The following is an 18,828-nucleotide window of genomic DNA, read 5'->3' as shown; positions in this document are numbered from 1 at the left end:
AATGGCAGCAGACAAACTATCAACCCGACATCTTTTAGGCATTAAAGATATTAACCGGAATGATATCGAATTGATTTTCGAAACTGCAGATAATTTTAAAGAAGTAATTAACCGCCCGATAAAAAAGGTTCCTTCACTTCGGGATATTACCATTGCCAATATCTTTTTCGAGAACTCTACCAGAACCAAACTTTCTTTTGAGTTAGCAGAAAAACGGCTTTCTGCCGACGTGGTTAATTTTGCTGCATCTTCATCGTCAGTAAGTAAAGGCGAAACTTTAATTGATACGGTAAACAACATCTTATCTATGAAGGTAGATATGGTGGTAATGCGTCATCCGTATGCAGGTGCTGGTCAGTTTTTGGGTAAACACGTAAAAGCGCAAATCGTAAATGCAGGCGATGGCGCACACGAACACCCAACGCAGGCTTTGCTTGATGCTTTTTCGATTCGTCAGAAACTGGGCGATGTAGCCGGAAAGAAAGTAGTGATCGTAGGTGATATTTTGCACTCGAGGGTAGCCATTTCAAACATCCTTTGCTTACAACGTTTAGGTGCGGAAGTGATGGTTTGTGGCCCCACAACCCTGATTCCGAAACACATCCACCAATTGGGCGTCAAAGTAGAACATAATCTAATTAAAGCCCTAAACTGGTGCGACGTAGCCAACATGCTCCGAATCCAGTTGGAGCGTCAGGATATTAAATACTTTCCTTCTTTAAGGGAATACGCCATGATGTATGGCCTAAATAAACAAATCCTTGATAATCTTGATAAGGAAATCATCGTGATGCATCCAGGCCCGATTAATCGTGGTGTAGAGATTACCAGCGATGTAGCAGACAGTAAACAATCGATCATTTTAGAACAAGTTGAAAACGGCGTAGCCGTTAGAATGGCTGTACTTTATTTGCTAGCAAGCCAGGGATAGACATTTGGTTCATTGGTGATTGGTTCATTGGTAACTATAAACTGCCAATTGAGAACTGCCAATTCTAATCCTTTGCTTTTCAACTACTGAACAATTGAGCTAATAAACAAATGAACTACTGAACAAATGAACTAGTGAACTACTGAATAATTGAACTAGTAAACCAATAAACCACCCATACCTGTTTTTTTCCACATTCTAACTTCTCCAATACCAATTTAATAAACCCTTCGTTTATTTGTGTTATTAACAGATGTTAATTACTTCTGTTGATAAACCCTGATACTATTTATAATTTAGTACCAACCATATTTGAAACCGATGCAAACCATCATTGCTCTAAAACTTAAAATGTTTAGAACAAGATGGCTTTCATTGCCATTGAAAAAAGATATCATAATGAAGAAAAAATACTTTTTAATTCCGCTACTTTTGGCAGGAAGTTTTAGCACTTATGCACAAGTTAGTGCAGTGCAAAACCTCAATAAAAACTATCAAACGGGTTTAGAATTATTAGATAAAGAAAAATATACCGCGGCAGCACAACAATTCAAACTTGTTGAGCAACTGCGTTACAAACCTTCTACACAAACTGAAAGTAATGCAGAGTTATCCCTATTAAAAGAGAATGCCAAATTTTATGCAGCTGTTTGTGCATTGGAACTTACCAATAGCGATGCAGAAAGTTTGTTTCAGGCATTCATCCGCGATTATCCTTTAAATCCGAATACCAAACTGGCTTATTTCTATGTTGGAAAAACGTATTTCAATCAGAAAAACTATAAAAAAGCCTTAGAGTGGTTTGAAAAAACAGATCCTTCTACCCTTTCTGGCAAACAACGTAATGAGTATCAATTTAAACAGGGATATGCTTACTTTGAAATGCAAGATTATGAAAAGGCAGAACCTTTATTTGAAAAAGTAAAAAAAGAAGAAGGTGATTTTCAGGAAAGCGCAACCTATTATTTTGCATACATCAACTACCTGAATAAAGAATACAAAACAGCGCTTGCCAATTTTGAAAAATTAAAAGGTTCTCCTACCTACGAGGCAAGTTATCCATACTACATCACTTCGATGTATTATTTAGATGAACGTTACGATGATGTAATCAGCTACGCTTTAGCATCCATACAAAAAACGAAACAACAGTTTGAGCCGGAAATGTTAAGTTTAGTTGCGGCTTCTTACTTTGCAAAATCAGAATTTAAAAACGCAGAAAAATATTTCGCTGAGTTTTATGCAAAAGATAAAAGTGAAACCAAAAACAACTTATTTATTTATCAATACGGTTACTCTTTGTTTCAAAATAAAAAATACAAAGAATCTGTTACCGTTTTAGAAAAGTTGAACAATGATGATGTTTACCTGCAAAACGGTATGCACACCCTGGGTAAAGCATTTATTCAATTAGGTAACAAACAAAAAGCGCAGAGTGCATTTTTTAGGGCTTCGCGTTTAGATTTTGATAAAGCCATTCAGGAAGAAGCATGGTTAAGTTATGCTAAATTGAGTTATGAATTGGATTTCCACCAACAGGCTTTAGAAGCTACTCAAGGATTTTTGAAAGCTTTCCCAAAATCACGTAAAATTAATGAAGCTAAAACTTTACTGGGCGAAGTACTTTTGACCACCAAAAATTATCAGGCAGCAGTTGATATTTTGGAGCCTATCCCTGATAAAACATTAGAAGCAAGAGAAGCTTATCAGAAAGTGACTTACTTCCGTGGCCTTGAGTTTTACAACGAAAGAGCCTTTCCAAATGCTTTATCGATGTTTTTACGCTCAGATAAATTCCCGGAAGACAATGAGATACATGCATTAAACACCTACTGGAAAGGGGAAGCAATGTATGAATTACGTAAATATGGTGAAGCAGTGGCTACTTTCGAAAAATTCCTCAAAATGCCTGACGCAGATAAAACCGGCGTTTATAATTTCGCCAACTACGCTTTAGCTTATGCGGCATTTGAGGATGAAAAATACAGCAAGGCAGCAAATTACTTCGAGAAGTTTTTAAACGGAAATGATAAAGATCAAAAAACAATCGATGATGCCACCATCCGTTTAGCCGATTCGTATTTCGTAAATAAAACTTACGGAAATGCGATGGCCAATTACAACAAAATCATCGCCAGACATACCACTTCTGAAGACTATGCAACTTTTCAGAAAGGTATGATTCAGGGTTTAGAAACGCAATACGACGCAAAAATTGCGACGATGCAAAGTTTACTTAAGGCATTCCCTAACTCGAATTATGCGGATGATGCAGGTTTCGAAACGGCTTACACTTACTTCAACAAAGGTGATTTCGATAAATCTAAATCCGATTTAGTGGATTTGGTTGCGAAATATCCACGCAGTAGTTATGTACCGAAAGCTTTAGTTACCATTGGTTTGGTTCAATATAATCAGGATCAGGATGATGCGGCTTTGGAGTCGTTTAAAAAAGTAATCCGCGATTATCCAACGGCTGATGAAGCTAAACAGGCGATGGAATCCATCAAAAATATTTATGTAGACAGAGGTGATGCCAATGGTTTTATCGCCTATGCTAATACGACGCCGCTTGGAAATTATTCAGGTAGTGAGCAAGATAACATCGTTTTCTCAGCTGCAAACAATTTGTATTTAAAAGGTGATGCAAATGGCGCTTTTCAGGCTGTAAATGCTTACTTCGATAAATTCCCGAAAGCAAACCATGAAAAAGAAGCGAAATTTATCAGAGCAGAATCATTGGTAAAACTTGGTCGCCCTGATGAGGCCATTCCTGATTATGAGTTCATTTTAAATGACTGGACAAGCGATTACACAGAACGTTCATTGGTGAGTATATCGCAGTTATTCCTTAACCAGAAAAAATACAACGAGGCAATTGTTTATTTGAAGCGTTTGGAAACTACTACCGATTATAAATCGCACTATAGTTTCGCCATCAATAATTTATTAAAGGCTTATACGGCGCTTAACATGCCTGACGACATGTTGAAATATGCGCAGTTAACTAAAGAATCAGAAAAAGCATCTGAAGAAGAAAAAAACAGTTCAGGTTTATTTGCGGGTAAAGCTTACTTGTTAAAAGGCGATACGACAACAGCGGTTAAGGAATTTAAAAATGTTGTGGCTAAAACCAAAACTGCTGCTGCTGCCGAGGCCAAATACAATCTGGCTTTAGTTGAGTACAACAAGGGTGATTTCAAAACATCAACCAAAACATGCTTTGATATTGTAAACAATATGGCCTCTCACGATTACTGGGTGGCAAAAGCGTTTATTCTTTTATCAGACAATTATGTTGCCTTAAAAGATAATTTACAGGCCAAAAGTACACTTCTAAGTATAATTGATAATTACGAAGGCAAGGATGATATCATCCCGACAGCCAAAGAGAAACTAGAAAAACTAAACCAGAAGAAGTAGAATTATGAAGTCGATTAAATATATATATAGTTCACTGTTTTTTTTAGCTGCTGGATTAATGACTGCTCAGGCGCAGGATAAAAAGCCAGAAGAGAAAACGGTAGTAAACGAGGAAATTGAAGTTGTACGTCCTTACAAACCGATTTTAGCAGAAGCCGTAAAACTGAGAAGAAGTCCGAATTTGGATGATGTTAAAACCTATAAAGCAAAATTAAATTATAGCATAACCGATAGGAAACTGGAGCTGAACAGCGATATTCAGAAATTGCAGGCACAGGCTTTAGCAGAAGAGAAAGCAAGTATCTTAGTTAATAATTATGTAAAAGGTGCATTTGGTTCGTTATCCACTTTATTGGGCGAAGCTTATTTCAACACCGGAAAAGATGAAGGTCTTCAGCTTGGTGGTTACATTAAACACTTTAGTCAGGAAGGAAAGCTGAACAAACAAAACAGCAGCAACCAACAGTTAAGTGTTTTTGGCAGAAGTATTTTAGAAGAAAACACCGTTAGCGGACGCATCAATCTGGAACGCAATGGAACCTATTTTTACGGAATTGACAATGCTAATCCGGCTTTAAACCCTGATCCTCAGAAACAGGCATTTTCACTTATCGAACTTGAGGGAGAACTGGTTAAGAATTTTACCGAAGATGAAGATGCATTGAGTTATGCGGTTAAAGCAAACGGATACCTTTGGAACGATAAATTTAGCGCCAAAGAAAGTTATTTAAGCTTAAACGGTTATTTAAACAAACGCATTAGTTCATTTAATTTAGGGTTGGCGGCCTCAACTGAATTTGGCAACACGAAAGATGCGCTAACCAGTGTGGGCAATAATTTATTACGTTTAAATCCTTACATCCGTTTACAGGTTAAAGGTGCAAAAGTTACCGCAGGAATTAACTTCGTTCAGGAATTTGGCGCTTATAGCAGCTCAAAATTATTCCCATCGGTAACAGCAGATTTTACTTTGGTTCCTGATTATTTACAGGTTTTTGGAGAAGTGAAGGGAGATGTGAACAGAAACTCGATGAAGAGTTTTACGGATGAGAATCCTTGGTTAAACAGCAACATACTGGTAAAAAATACAGTTGAAAAACTAAGCATCAGTGCAGGTATTAAAGGTACCGGCGGACCAGGTTTTGGTTACAAAGCTCGTTTTTATATGAAACAGTTTGATGATATGCCTTTGTTCATTAACAATTTCGATGATTTCAATAAGTTCGATGTAATTTACGATTTCGGTAAAACAAAGTTAACAGGTTTAGAAGGCGAAATTTCGATTCAGGTGAGCGATGCATTAAAATGGACAGGTAAACTAAACATTGATGACTGGAAACCTGCATCTGAAACATACTCCTGGTTTAAACCTGGATTGAAAGTGAATTCGAATTTCGTCTATACCTACAATAAAAAATTGAGTTTTAACGCCGGCGTTGTCATTCAGGATGATGTTAAAGCAAAGGTAAATGTTCAGCAACCTGTAAATCCATTGCAATATTTAATTCCAAATCCAGGTATCGAATCTATCGTTACGGTTAAAGGTTTTGTTGATTTAGGCCTTGGTGCAGATTATAGAATCAACAATAAATTTTCGGTATTTGCAAAGGCAAACAATATCTTAAACTCGAACTACAGCAGATATTTATATTATCAGGTTAATGGGTTTAACATTTTTGGAGGATTAACTTACTCGTTTTAAACGGCAAACTCCACCAAAATAATATTTAAACCAAAATGCCTTCAAAATTCGAAGGCATTTTTTTTGATTTAAAACTGTTCGATAATTGAAATAGAAAAGCGAGAATTTAGCTAAGTAAAACAAATCGTTAATTTAGTATTCTCAAAAACTTACGAAGCGCCAATGATCATTCAAGAGATTCAAGATGCAAGTGCCGAATTGTGGAACTTATCATTGCCACATGTGTCAATAGATAGTGTTGTATTTGGTTTTAAAAATGCCAGTTTAAATGTACTGTTGTTAAAAATAAAAAATGATGAACACTGGATTTTACCCGGCGGCTACATCAATAAGAATGAATCTATCGACGATGCTGCGCAAAGGATCCTGTTTGAACGCAGCGGAGCTGATAAAATTTTCCTGAATAACTTTGGTGTCTTTGGTGATTTAAACCGATCGGAAGATTATTTTAAAGATTATCCTGATCATTTGTGGCACAAACAACGGTTCATTACCATTGGCTATTACGCCCTGGTTAATCAAAGTGACGTAACGCCTGTTATCGATATATTTTCTGACAGCTGTGAATGGGTTTCTGTAAATCAATTACCAAAAATGGCAATGGATCATCAATCAATTATTATGAAGGCATTGACTGCTCTGCGGGAACACATCAGTTATAAACCCATCGGCTACAACTTGCTGCCAGAACATTTTACGATGCCAGAACTTCAATCATTATATGAAACAATATTGGGCCAAAAATTAAATCGTGGTAATTTCTACCGCAAAATAATGCGATACAATATTCTAATTAAACTTGATGAGCCACGAAAAGGCGGTGCGCACAAAGCGCCACACCTGTATAAATTCGATAAAGAAAACTATGAGCTCGCATTAAAAGGTTTAAATTGGTAACCATTGGTTTACTGTATATTATTTCCATGCTAAGCCTGATTACCTACAATTCAGTCAACATAAAATATTGCCATTTGCTTCATAACATACCATTTCTATCTTTGTAACCGTTATCTTTGAAAGGATGAGCAAAATATCTTTCCAAACAATATAATTTGCATGATTAAAAAAACAACCAAATCTCATTATAACATCCCCCTTAAAGCCGAAATGCTTAATTGCTGCTCTAAACACTATTTAACGGTAGAATATATTTTTTTAACTTTAAACGCTTAATTTTACCGGATGAACATCTTATCATACCTTTTAGAACTCTTGCAACAACGTAAGGAAGTTGGTATTTCCGGCTTAGGGACTTTCTATAAAAAGAAATCGCCTGGCCGTTATGATAAGGAAAAACAATCATTTTTGCCACCGAGCTATACCTTAAACTTTTCTTCGGATGTAAAGCCTGATCAATCACTGGCAGATTACATTTCAGCTCAGAGAAACATTTCTGTAGAAAGTGCCGATTACTACATTTCACAATTTGTTGATGAAGTAAAGCAAAAGCTTGAAGAAGAGCACGAGGCTGATCTGGAAAATCTTGGCAGGTTATTCTTTACTGAACATGAGGGTTTAAGTTTCGAAGCAGCTAAAAACATCAATTATGGTTCCGAATTTTATGGTCTTCCTCCATTAGCTGAAGCATCTGTTGAAGAAAGCGAACCAGCGCCAAAAAATGATGATGATGAAATTTATGAGGAGATTGCCGAAGCACCTTCAGTACCAACTGAACCAAAGGCAACAGCTCACATTCATCCCATTATTGAAAATATTGAATTGGATGAAGTTAACGATGATTTAAAAAATACACTAAAACATACAGAAAAGCCGGCTGAAGAACATGATGTTCCTGAATTTATAAAAGAACAGCATGCTACGCATCCTAACCGTTTTGGCCACACTCCGGAAGATGAAGAAGCTGTAAAGGCTTTGCAGAATGAGCACGTTCCGGTGCCTGAAGCATTGGTTGAGCAACATGAGGAAAATCCAGAAAGGTTTGGTCATACGCCTGAATCAGAAGTACCTAAAACTTATATCAACCTCGAAGAAGAAACGCCAAAAGAAGAAACTGTTATCGAAGCACCAACTTTTATTAAGGAGCAACATGCAGAACATCCTAACCGTTTTGGTCACGACCCAATAATTAACCAAACTGACCAAGTGGAAGAGAAATCGCTTTGGCCGAAGATTCTTATTGCAATTTTCGCACTGCTGCTGATTGGTGTAATCATCTATTTTATCAAGCCTGATTTGTTCAGTCGCCAAACAGCAACTACCCCATCTGTTCCGGTTCCTGTGGTTGATTCACCTAAAAATGAAATTGATACCACCAAAATAAAACAGGATTCTATCGCCAAAACTGATAGCATATTGAAGGCAAATCAGGTTGGTGTAATGAAAACAGATACTGCAAAAGCCAAAACCAGCGTTAATACTAAGCAAACGCCTGTGGTTTCACCAGAGAAAACGATGTTTCACGTTATCGCCGTTTCTTATGAAACAGAAGCTGCTGCACAACGATACATTGCTAAGGTGAAAAAGATTGGCCTTAATGCAACCATTGCGAAAATGGAAGGCAAAAGAAAAAAAGTAAGTATTGCCAGCTTCCCTACTAAAGATGAAGCCACCAAACAAAAAGATATCCTTCAAAAGAGATTGAAGGGCGAAGGATTTTACGTTAAAGAAATAAAAAACAACACACAACCATAATGATAACTTTATTAATTCAGGACACCACACAAGCACTTCAAGACACAGCAAATGCGGTTAACCAAGCATTAACTCAGCCAGAGCCGGAACTGCATTTCATCGATTTACTTTTTAAAGGCGGATGGGTAATGATTCCGTTGGCTTTCTTAGCCTTTTTAGCATTAATTATTTTCGTTGAGCGTTATCTAACTATCAAAAAGGCCACTAAAGATGAGTCTAACTTAATGGGGCAAATCAGATCGTATATTCAATCGGGAAATTTAGATGGGGCAATGTCTCAGTTAAGAAACAACAATTCTCCGTTGAGCCGCATGTTGCAAAAAGGTTTAAAACGCATTGGCCGCCCGATTAAAGAGATTGAGGGCGCTATAGAAAATGTTGGTAAACTGGAGGTTTCTAAATTAGAGAAAAACATTAGTATTTTAGGAATTGTTGCCGGTATTGCGCCAATGCTGGGTTTCGTAGGTACAATTGTTGGGGTAATTACGATCTTCCACCAGGTATCTATTAAAGGTGCGATTGAAATCGGAACCATTTCTGGTGGTTTATATACCAAAATGATCACATCAGCTACAGGATTAATTATTGGTATTATTGCATATGTACTTTACCATATCCTAAATATCATGGTAGAAAAAATCATCCTTAAAATGGAGACAGATGCAATTGATTTTATTGATTTATTAGAGGAACCAGGTAAATAATGAACTTACGCAAAAGAACAAAAGGGTCAGTAGAAGTACATACTTCAGCGTTGAACGATATTATGTTCTTCCTGATGCTATTTTTTCTATTGGCATCGGCAGTAGTTAACCCTACTGTGGTTAAGCTTTTATTGCCCCAATCATCTAGCGGACAACAATCTACCGCAAAAAAAGCAGTTACCGTTACGATAGACGAAAATTTAAAATATTCCGTTGATAAAAAACCGGTGACCATTGAAGAATTACAGCCAACTTTAGAGGCTTATCAGAAACTAGCACCAGACATGACTATCCTGTTATATGTATCACGTAATGTAACTTATCAGGATGGATTTGTGGTAAATGATATCGCAAATAAGTTAAAACTGAAACTTGTTGTAGCCGTTGAGCCTAAAAAATAATGAACTACAAAGCACAAAATATAAATAACGAAGAAAACAATTATCCGAAGGCTATCGCTATTTCTACAGGGATAATGGGTTTTCTGTTGTTAATTAGCTTTTTTATTGTAATTGGTTCTTTCCAGCCACCTGAAGAAGTAGGTATGGGTGGTATGGTAGTAAACTATGGAACCTCAGCCGAAGGGATGGGTGATGATTATACCAGTATTGAAGAACCTTCTGCTGATCCGAATGCAAATGGAAAAGCGCCCGACAAGGTAACGCCGGAGGAAAAAGTTACGCCTACTACCACGAGTGAAAACAGTGATAAAGAAGTGCTAACGCAAAACACGGAAGAGGCTATTGCGGTAAATACAAAACCAACAAAGGCAACTACAACTGCACCTACGCCTGCAACCGAAGATAAACCTTCAAAACCGGTGATCAATCAGAATGCACTCTACAAGGGTAAAAAGAATACTGGTCAGGGTCAGGGTGATGGAACAGGGAATACGCCTGGAAATCAAGGTTCAATTAACGGAGATCCTTTGGCTAACAACTACGGTGAAGGTGGTTCTGGATTTGGTAACAAGCCGATTCCTTTGAGACGCTTTTCCAATTTAGTTGTTCCAAAAGATGATGGTCAGGAAGAAGGTAGAGTAGCAATCAGAATTTCTTTTAATAAGGCTGGAAAAATCACAAGCGCTAAACAAGAACTAAAAGGTTCAACAACAACAAATACGATATTAGTCAACAAATGTATAGAAGCTGTGATGAATTCAACTTTAAATCAATCTGATGTTGCAAATGATAGTCAAACTGGAGTAGTAGTATTTAATTTTAGAAGAAATTAATTTAAGTATTTAAAAGTATAATTAAAGCACAGGCTAACCACCTGTGCTTTTTTGTTTTCTATATAATATCAATACCAACAACATTTAACATGATTAAAATCTTCCCTAAGTTCATTTCGTAATCGCAAATTCAGCTTATATTTGGCTTATAATGATGAACTACCAGCAAACGCTTGATTATTTATACAGCAAACTGCCCATGTTTACCAGGGTTGGCGCTTCAGCTTTTAAAAAAGATTTAACCAATACGATCATATTTTGTGAAGCCTTAGATAATCCTCAACAAAAATTTAAGAGCATCCATGTGGCTGGCACAAATGGAAAAGGTTCTACATCACACATGCTTGCCGCTATTTTACAAGCGCAAGGCTACAAAACAGGTTTATACACTTCGCCACACTTAAAAGATTTTCGCGAACGCATTCGCATTAATGGAAAAATGATCAGTAAAACGGAAGTCGTTTCATTCGTTCAAAATCAACAAAAACTAATCAACGAGGTTGAGCCTTCATTTTTCGAAGTTACGGTTGCACTGGCTTTTGATCATTTTGCCAAACATCAGGTAGACATTGCCATTATTGAGGTTGGCTTAGGCGGCCGACTGGATTCTACAAATATCATTCAGCCGGAGCTTTCGGTGATTACAAATATCAGCATGGATCATACCAATATGCTGGGCAACACCCTGGAAGAAATTGCGGGCGAAAAAGCAGGCATCATTAAAAACAACATTCCGGTAGTGATTGGTGAAACGCAGGAAAAATCGGCTCCTGTTTTTCTCGCGAAAGCTAAAGATATGAATGCACCTATCCTATTTGCTGATGCAATACTAACTGCGAAAGATTTTAAAATCAGAAATACAAAGCTTTCTTTGGCAGTTTACCAGGATGATCAAATAAAATATGAAAATCTGATTTGCGATCTCACCGGCACGTATCAACACAAAAATATTTTAACGGTATTGCAATCAATAGCAGTATTAAATAAAACAACAACATTTCATGTCTCTGAAGATAGCATTTATACAGGCCTGAAACAGGTGAAAAAATTAACCGGCTTGCAGGGACGCTGGCAAACATTGAGCAAAAACCCTTTAGTAATTTGTGATACTGGTCATAATGAAGCTGGCATTGCTGAAGTGATTAAAAACATTGCACAAACACCATTCGAAAAACTTCACATTGTATTTGGGATGGTAAAGGACAAAGATATCTCGAAGGTCCTTTCCATGATGCCAAAAAATGCAACCTACTATTTTTGCAAACCAGATTTAGAAAGAGCGCTTGATGCACGTGATTTAAAAGCACAAGCTAAAACTTTCCAGTTGATGGGAAAATCTTACGCTTCAGTTGCTGAGGCGAAAGAAGTTGCCATTAAATCAGCAAACACAAGTGACCTGATTTTCATTGGTGGCAGCACATTTGTTGTAGCAGAAGCGATATAAAATCTTTACATAATCTTCAAAATATCTTCATTTAAAAATTGTTACTTTAGGCCTTTAACTAAAAACAGAATGAAGAAAATACCTTATTTACTCTTTTCCCTATCTTTATTTTCCATCTCTTTTGCAAACGCCCAAACTAAAAAAACCACGGCTCCGGTAAAAGCCTTTCCAGCTGAAGTAGCTCGCCCGAAATTGGTGGTGGGTCTTGTTGTCGATCAGATGCGTTGGGATTACCTTTACCGCTTTTACAATCGTTATGGCAACGGTGGCTTCAAAAGATTAATAAACGAAGGCTTCTCTGTAGAAAATACGCTGATTCCATACACGCCAACTTATACTGCTGTTGGCCATACCACCATTTACACAGGTTCAGTTCCTGCTGTTCATGGCATTATCGGTAATGATTGGTACGATTCAGAAACTAAAAAAAATGTTTACTGTACAGAAGATTCTACAGTGGTAACCGTTGGAAGCAGCCCATCTCCAGAAGGTAACATGTCGCCAAAAAACATGCTGACCACAACCATTACTGATGAATTAAGGTTAGCGACAAATTTTAAAGGAAAAGTTATTGGTATTTCGTTAAAAGATAGAGGCTCTATCCTTCCTGCCGGCCATGCTGCAAATGCTGCCTATTGGTACCAGGGAAGCACTGGTAACTGGATTACGAGCAGCTATTATATGAATGAAGTCCCAATGTGGATTGCTGATTACAATAAAATGAAGCTTGCAAACAAGTTCTATGCTAAGAATTGGGAAACATTGTATCCAATTAATACCTACACCAGCAGCACAGCTGATGAAAAAGCTTATGAAGGTAAGAACAGTACTTTCCCTCACCTCTTAGCGCAAAACATTGATAAAAATTTCGATGCCATCCGAAGCACGCCTTATGGTAACACCCTTACCTTAGATTTAGCAAAACTTGCAATTTTATCAGAAGATTTAGGACAGGATAACATCACCGATTTTCTTGCCGTAAGTTGTTCATCAACAGATTACGTTGGCCATGCTTACGGACCAAATTCAGTAGAACTTGAAGATACCTATTTGCGTTTAGACAAAGATTTCGAAGATTTCTTCAATTATTTGGATAAGAAGGTAGGTAAAGGGAATTACACAATATTTTTAAGTGCAGATCATGCGGTTGCCCATGTTCCCGGTTTTATGAAGGAAAATAAACTTCCGGCTGGTATTGTAAGCGATAGAGATATAGTTTTCAAATTGAATGCTTTTTTAAATGAAAAATTCAAGGTTAACAATGTGGTTCTAAAATCGATGAATAACCAAATTCATTTTGATCATGATAAAACTGATAACTTGAACGTAAGTTTCGACGTGATTAAAGCGGCTTCAATTGAGTTTTTGAAAAGACTAGATGGATTCGCAAATGTAGTTGACGTTTCTCGCGTGTCTTTAGCTACCCTGCCTGAAGTGCAAAAAAGGATGATCACCAATGGTTACAACGCCCGTAGAAGCGGCGATTTGTACTATATTCTAAATCCAAACTGGTTTAATGGAAGCAGTACAGGTACAACACACGGCAACTGGAATCCATATGATGCACATATTCCATTGGTGTTTATGGGTTGGGGAATCAAACCTGGCGCTACAAATAAAACACATTACATGACCGACATTGCGCCAACCCTGGCTGCATTATTACATATTCAAATGCCAAATGGTACTGTTGGCGAGCCCATCACTGAAATCACTAACAAATAAAATTAAGCCACCTCAAAAAGGTGGCTTTCTTGTTTATAAACAGTATCAATACCATAATAAAACCCTCAAATTATAAGTATTTGCTACATTTGTTGAACCAAATATATTCGGAACAAGCCTTACAGAATTTCATTCTGTAAGGTCATAACTCCTATAGTATGCAACAAGTAGAAATATATAAGCCAAAAAATAAAATTCGTTTTGTCACTGCGGCAGCGTTGTTTGATGGACATGATGCAACCATTAATATCATGCGTCGCATTCTGCAATCTTCAGGTGCAGAGGTAATTCACCTTGGCCATAACCGCTCAGTTGATGAGGTGGTAAATTGTGCCATACAAGAAGATGTGCAGGGCATTGCCATGACCTCCTATCAAGGTGGTCACATCGAATATTTTAAATATATGTTCGATCTTTTGCAGGAACGTGGTTCCGGACACATTAAAATTTTCGCAGGCGGCGGTGGTGTAATTCTTCCAACGGAAATTGATGAATTGGAAGCTTATGGCATTTCCAAAATTTATTCTCCAGATGACGGCCGTAAGATGGGTTTGCAAGGAATGATTAACGATATGTTAATTAAAACAGATTTTGTAACCAAAACCGAAATCACCAACGAATTACAAACCATCCCTAATAAAGAAGTAAAAGCAATCGCTGGAGCAATAACTGTGGCAGAAAATGATCCTGAAGGTGCTCAGGCTTTTGTAAATGAATTGAAAAAATTATCGCAAAACAATCAGGCACCTATTTTAGGAATTACAGGAACTGGAGGAGCTGGAAAATCATCGCTGGTTGATGAATTGGTGCGCAGATTTTTGGTAGAAGTTAAAGATAAAACACTTGCCATCATTTCCGTCGATCCTTCAAAAAGGAAAACAGGAGGAGCGCTGTTGGGCGACAGGATTAGAATGAACGCCATCAACAATCCAAGGGTATATATGCGTTCGCTCGCTACCCGTCAGGCTAATTTGGCCTTGTCAAAAAATGTTCAGGAAAGTATCGATATCTGTAAGGCAGCTGGCTACGACTTGATTATTGTCGAAACTTCCGGAATTGGTCAGTCGGATACTGAAATAACAGAACATTGTGATGTTTCGCTTTATGTAATGACTCCGGAATTTGGTGCAGCTACACAACTGGAAAAAATCGACATGCTCGATTTTGCAGATCTGGTAGCGATAAATAAATTTGATAAAAGAGGAGCTTTGGATGCGCTTCGTGATGTCAGAAAACAATATAAGCGCAATCACAATATTTTCGATGCCAAAGATGATGAAATTCCGGTTTACGGAACAATGGCATCGCAATTTAATGATCCGGGAATGAACAATTTATTTGTGGCTTTGATGGAACAAATAAAATCCAAAACCGGAACGGATTTTAAAGCTAAAATGGAATTGACCTCCGATCAATCGGAGAAGATTTACATCATTCCACCAGATCGAATTCGTTACCTCGCAGAGATTGCTGAATCCAGTCAAACTTATAATGAATGGGTTGATAAACAAACTTCAACAGCAAGAAAAATGTATCAGTTGAAAGGTGTAATAGATTTGGCTAACGAAAATAAAAATCTGGAAATCGGTTCTGGACTGGTAGAAGCTTATACATTTTTTGAAGAACAATTAGATGGAGAATGCAAACGCCTACTTCGTCAATGGCCTGATACCAAAAAAGCATATAAAGAAGAATTTTTTATCTACAAAGTTCGAGATAAGGAAATTAAACAGCCGCTTTTTTACGAATCACTCTCAAAATTGAATATTCCAAAAGTTTCACTGCCACGTTACGAAGACTGGGGAGATATTTTACGGTGGCTGCTTACCGAAAACCTGCCTGGAGAATTTCCATATGCCGCAGGTGTTTTTCCGCTTAAACGTGATGGTGAAGATCCGACACGAATGTTTGCCGGAGAGGGCGGTCCAGAAAGAACCAATAAACGTTTTCACTATGTATCTTTAGGACAACCGGCACACAGATTGTCTACAGCTTTCGATTCGGTAACACTTTATGGTGAAGATCCGCACATCCGCCCTGATATTTATGGTAAAATTGGTAATTCTGGTGTAAGCATTGCAACATTAGATGATGCAAAAAAACTTTATTCAGGTTTTGATTTATGTGCGCCTTCAACATCGGTTTCCATGACCATCAATGGCCCCGCTCCAATGCTTTTAGGTTTTTTCATGAATGCTGCAATTGATCAGCAATGTGAAAAATATATTATTGAGAATGGTTTAGAAGATGAAACAAACAGAAAGATAGAATCCATCTACAAAGCAAAAAACATAGAAAGACCATCTTATGACGGAAATCTTCCTGAAGGAAATAATGGTTTGGGCTTAATGCTTTTAGGGGTTACTGGCAACGAAGTTTTACCACCTGATATCTATGCTCAAATTAAAGCAAAAGCAATCAGCTCAGTTAGAGGTACCGTTCAGGCAGATATCTTAAAAGAAGACCAGGCGCAAAATACCTGTATCTTTTCTACCGAATTTGCTTTGAGAATGATGGGCGATATTCAAAAATATTTTATTGATGAAAAAGTCCGGAATTTCTATTCTGTATCTATTTCAGGTTATCACATTGCCGAGGCTGGGGCAAATCCAATTTCACAACTGGCATTTACCCTAAGTAACGGATTTACCTTTGTAGAGTACTATTTGAGTAGAGGCATGCATATTGACGACTTTGCACCCAACCTTTCCTTCTTCTTCTCTAATGGAATAGATCCTGAATATGCCGTAATTGGTCGGGTTGCTAGGAGAATCTGGGCGAAAGCAATCAAAAACAAATACAAAGGCAATGATCGTTCACAAAAATTAAAGTACCACATTCAAACTTCAGGAAGATCATTGCATGCGCAGGAAATTGATTTTAACGATATTCGTACCACGCTACAAGCTTTGTACGCAATCTACGACAACTGTAATTCCCTTCATACCAACGCTTACGATGAGGCCATTACTACACCTACCGAAGAATCGGTAAGGAGAGCAATGGCTATTCAATTGATCATCAACCGGGAATTGGGCCTGGCGAAAAATGAAAACCCGCTACAAGGTGCTTTTATTATCGAAGAACTGACAGACCTGGTTGAAGATGCAGTGCTGCAAGAATTTAAAAGAATTAATGATCGTGGTGGCGTACTCGGCGCAATGGAAACCATGTACCAACGCGGAAAGATTCAGGAAGAAAGCCTGTACTATGAAACTTTAAAACATACAGGCGAATATCCCATTGTTGGTGTAAATACTTTTTTAAACAAAAATGGCTCTCCAACAATTGTTCCTGGAGAAGTGATCAGGGCAACTGAAGAGGAAAAACAATATCAAATTTCTGCTTTAAAAAAGTTTCAGGATAGAAACAGTGATAAATCTGCTGATTTACTAAAACAACTGCAGAAGTCGGCTATAGCAGGCGATAATATTTTCGAACAGTTGATGGAAGTTTGTAAAGTTTGCTCACTTGGGCAAATTAGTAATGCGCTTTACGAAGTTGGTGGTCAATACAGGAGAAACATGTAATTACTTAGACGGTTCAAAACAAAAAAAGGTTCTTTTCAAGTCGAAAAGAACCCTTTTTTGTTTAAGCAATTTTATATTCTATCCTGCAATCCAGGTAAATTTATAATCCATTGTTGGGTTTTTCATTCTTTCAGCAACACGCAACAAACGAGCAGGTAAAGCCATAATATAATCACGGGCTTTTTCTCCAGCTTCATTCAAATCACGCATCCCTTCAATTTTCCAATCCTCAATTAACGATTGCATAATTTCTACATAATCAACCGCAGTATAAACACCTAAACGTTGCGCCGCATCTGTAAAATGTCCAAAAGTCTGCCCGATTTTTAATCCTACTTCACGTAAGAAATGCGCTGGCATTACAATTTTCTTGCGCATCATGTCCTCGAAGGCAATCATAGCCTCGTTTGGATCTACTTCAAAAATGCGATTCATGAAATCTTTATAAGCTTTTGCATGCCTAGCTTCATCAGATGCAATCGTTCCACACATTCTTGATAATAATGTATCGCCATCTCTTTTAGCAAGAGAAGCTACCCTTCTATGAGAAATATTTGTAGCAAGTTCTTGAAAAGATGTATAAATAAAATTCCGGTAAGGATCATGTCCGGTTCCAATGTCGAAGCCGTCCGCAATTAAATACTGCGTCGAAATCTCCATTTGGCGCATATCAACACGACCAGATAAGTACAAATATTTGTTCAATAAATCACCATGACGATTCTCTTCAGCCGTCCAGTGGCGGTTCCATTTCATCCATCCACCATCTTCTTTCATACTTGGTCCCTGAACCATAGCTAACCACGATTCATAAGTTGGAAGCGCCTCTTCAGTAATCGTATCACCAATTAAAACTGCAACTAAATCATAAGAAAGATCTTTTGCATTTTCTCTTAAAATTCTAATATCTTGATAAAAGTTTTCACTTGTAGAATCAGGCAAAAAATCCGATGGTTGCCAGTTAGTATCAATCGGTTTAAGATAGGTATCCATCATCTCCAGCATATATTTTTCAATATGCACCATTACTTCCCTTCTTTTATCTGCGAAAAAACTCATTATTTGTATTTATATATTGTTATGCCAAAGATAACCAAATATTATGGCAAACCTCATGTTATTAACACTTTTGAAGAGAATCAGTTTCAAAATTGATTTAAAAACACCCTTCTCTTATAACAATAAGTATTTGTAAAGCAAATACAGTGTTCCAATGTCGGTTTCAGTCCTGCTGTCCCTCCAATCTTTTTGGGGATGGTTTGCTAATGTCCGAAGGTTTCTACCCCCAAAAAGGATTTCCGTACCATCAGGTTTAGGTGGCCACCATTGGTAGCGAATACCGAGCTGATAAATATTAGATCTTAAACCAATCAAAACTATATAACTATGTGCCTATATGGTTCAACAAATATGTTGTTTTCTAATACCATATAGGAACAAAACCAACTATATATCTATTTCCCTATATGGTTCAGTAAATATT

The 18,828-nt window shown here is 37.4% G+C and carries 12 protein-coding genes; 11 read left to right on the top strand and 1 reads right to left on the bottom strand.

Features of this window, described 5'->3' with window-relative positions; genetic code table 11:
* Nucleotide 1: 1 nt before the first annotated feature.
* The 11 genes from R2Q70_RS03485 (at nucleotide 2) to R2Q70_RS03435 (ending at nucleotide 17,345) form a co-directional block, all read left to right on the top strand.
* Nucleotides 2-931, top strand: coding sequence for an aspartate carbamoyltransferase catalytic subunit (locus tag R2Q70_RS03485; RefSeq protein WP_316806272.1), 930 nt, complete (start codon nucleotides 2-4; stop codon nucleotides 929-931).
* Between the two features lie 399 nt (nucleotides 932-1,330).
* Entirely contained in the window at nucleotides 1,331-4,354 is a 3,024-nt protein-coding gene (locus R2Q70_RS03480; RefSeq protein ID WP_316806271.1) for a tetratricopeptide repeat protein, read from the top strand.
* A 4-nt stretch (nucleotides 4,355-4,358) separates the two neighbouring features.
* Nucleotides 4,359-6,056, top strand: a complete 1,698-nt coding sequence (locus R2Q70_RS03475; RefSeq protein WP_316806270.1) for a hypothetical protein — start codon at nucleotides 4,359-4,361, stop codon at nucleotides 6,054-6,056.
* Between the two features lie 162 nt (nucleotides 6,057-6,218).
* Nucleotides 6,219-6,953, top strand: a complete 735-nt coding sequence (locus R2Q70_RS03470; RefSeq protein WP_316806269.1) for an NUDIX hydrolase — start codon at nucleotides 6,219-6,221, stop codon at nucleotides 6,951-6,953.
* A 285-nt stretch (nucleotides 6,954-7,238) separates the two neighbouring features.
* Entirely contained in the window at nucleotides 7,239-8,708 is a 1,470-nt protein-coding gene (locus R2Q70_RS03465; protein WP_316806268.1) for an SPOR domain-containing protein, read from the top strand.
* On the top strand, nucleotides 8,708-9,412 hold the full coding sequence (locus tag R2Q70_RS03460) for a MotA/TolQ/ExbB proton channel family protein (RefSeq protein ID WP_010602389.1): 705 nt from the start codon (nucleotides 8,708-8,710) through the stop codon (nucleotides 9,410-9,412). The genes R2Q70_RS03465 and R2Q70_RS03460 overlap by 1 nt, the downstream gene beginning before the upstream one ends.
* The gene (locus tag R2Q70_RS03455) at nucleotides 9,412-9,813 is read left to right on the top strand and encodes a biopolymer transporter ExbD (protein ID WP_316806267.1); all 402 of its coding nucleotides are present in this window, start codon (nucleotides 9,412-9,414) and stop codon (nucleotides 9,811-9,813) included. The genes R2Q70_RS03460 and R2Q70_RS03455 overlap by 1 nt, the downstream gene beginning before the upstream one ends.
* Nucleotides 9,813-10,646 (top strand): energy transducer TonB, encoded by an 834-nt coding sequence (locus R2Q70_RS03450; RefSeq protein ID WP_316806266.1) that lies wholly within the window; start codon nucleotides 9,813-9,815, stop codon nucleotides 10,644-10,646. The genes R2Q70_RS03455 and R2Q70_RS03450 overlap by 1 nt, the downstream gene beginning before the upstream one ends.
* A 154-nt stretch (nucleotides 10,647-10,800) precedes the next feature.
* Nucleotides 10,801-12,090, top strand: a complete 1,290-nt coding sequence (locus R2Q70_RS03445) for a folylpolyglutamate synthase/dihydrofolate synthase family protein (RefSeq protein ID WP_316806808.1) — start codon at nucleotides 10,801-10,803, stop codon at nucleotides 12,088-12,090.
* 69 nt (nucleotides 12,091-12,159) lie between these two features.
* Complete coding sequence (pafA, locus tag R2Q70_RS03440) at nucleotides 12,160-13,815, top strand: alkaline phosphatase PafA (RefSeq protein WP_316806265.1); 1,656 nt, start codon at nucleotides 12,160-12,162, stop codon at nucleotides 13,813-13,815.
* A gap of 158 nt (nucleotides 13,816-13,973) precedes the next feature.
* Nucleotides 13,974-17,345 carry a methylmalonyl-CoA mutase family protein gene (locus tag R2Q70_RS03435; protein WP_316806264.1) on the top strand — a complete coding sequence of 1,124 codons (3,372 nt, stop codon included), beginning with the start codon at nucleotides 13,974-13,976 and terminating at the stop codon, nucleotides 17,343-17,345.
* A 78-nt stretch (nucleotides 17,346-17,423) separates the two neighbouring features.
* Here the strand turns inward: R2Q70_RS03435 and R2Q70_RS03430 are convergent, their stop codons facing one another.
* A complete protein-coding gene (locus R2Q70_RS03430) occupies nucleotides 17,424-18,404 on the bottom strand; it encodes an acyl-ACP desaturase (protein WP_316806263.1) in 981 nt (326 codons plus the stop codon).
* Nucleotides 18,405-18,828: the final 424 nt, after the last annotated feature.

The organism is Pedobacter agri, assembly GCF_032678665.1.
Classification (GTDB): domain Bacteria; phylum Bacteroidota; class Bacteroidia; order Sphingobacteriales; family Sphingobacteriaceae; genus Pedobacter; species Pedobacter agri_A.
Note: the sequence above shows the minus strand (reverse complement) of the source record. Positions and strands in the feature narration are given on the sequence as shown.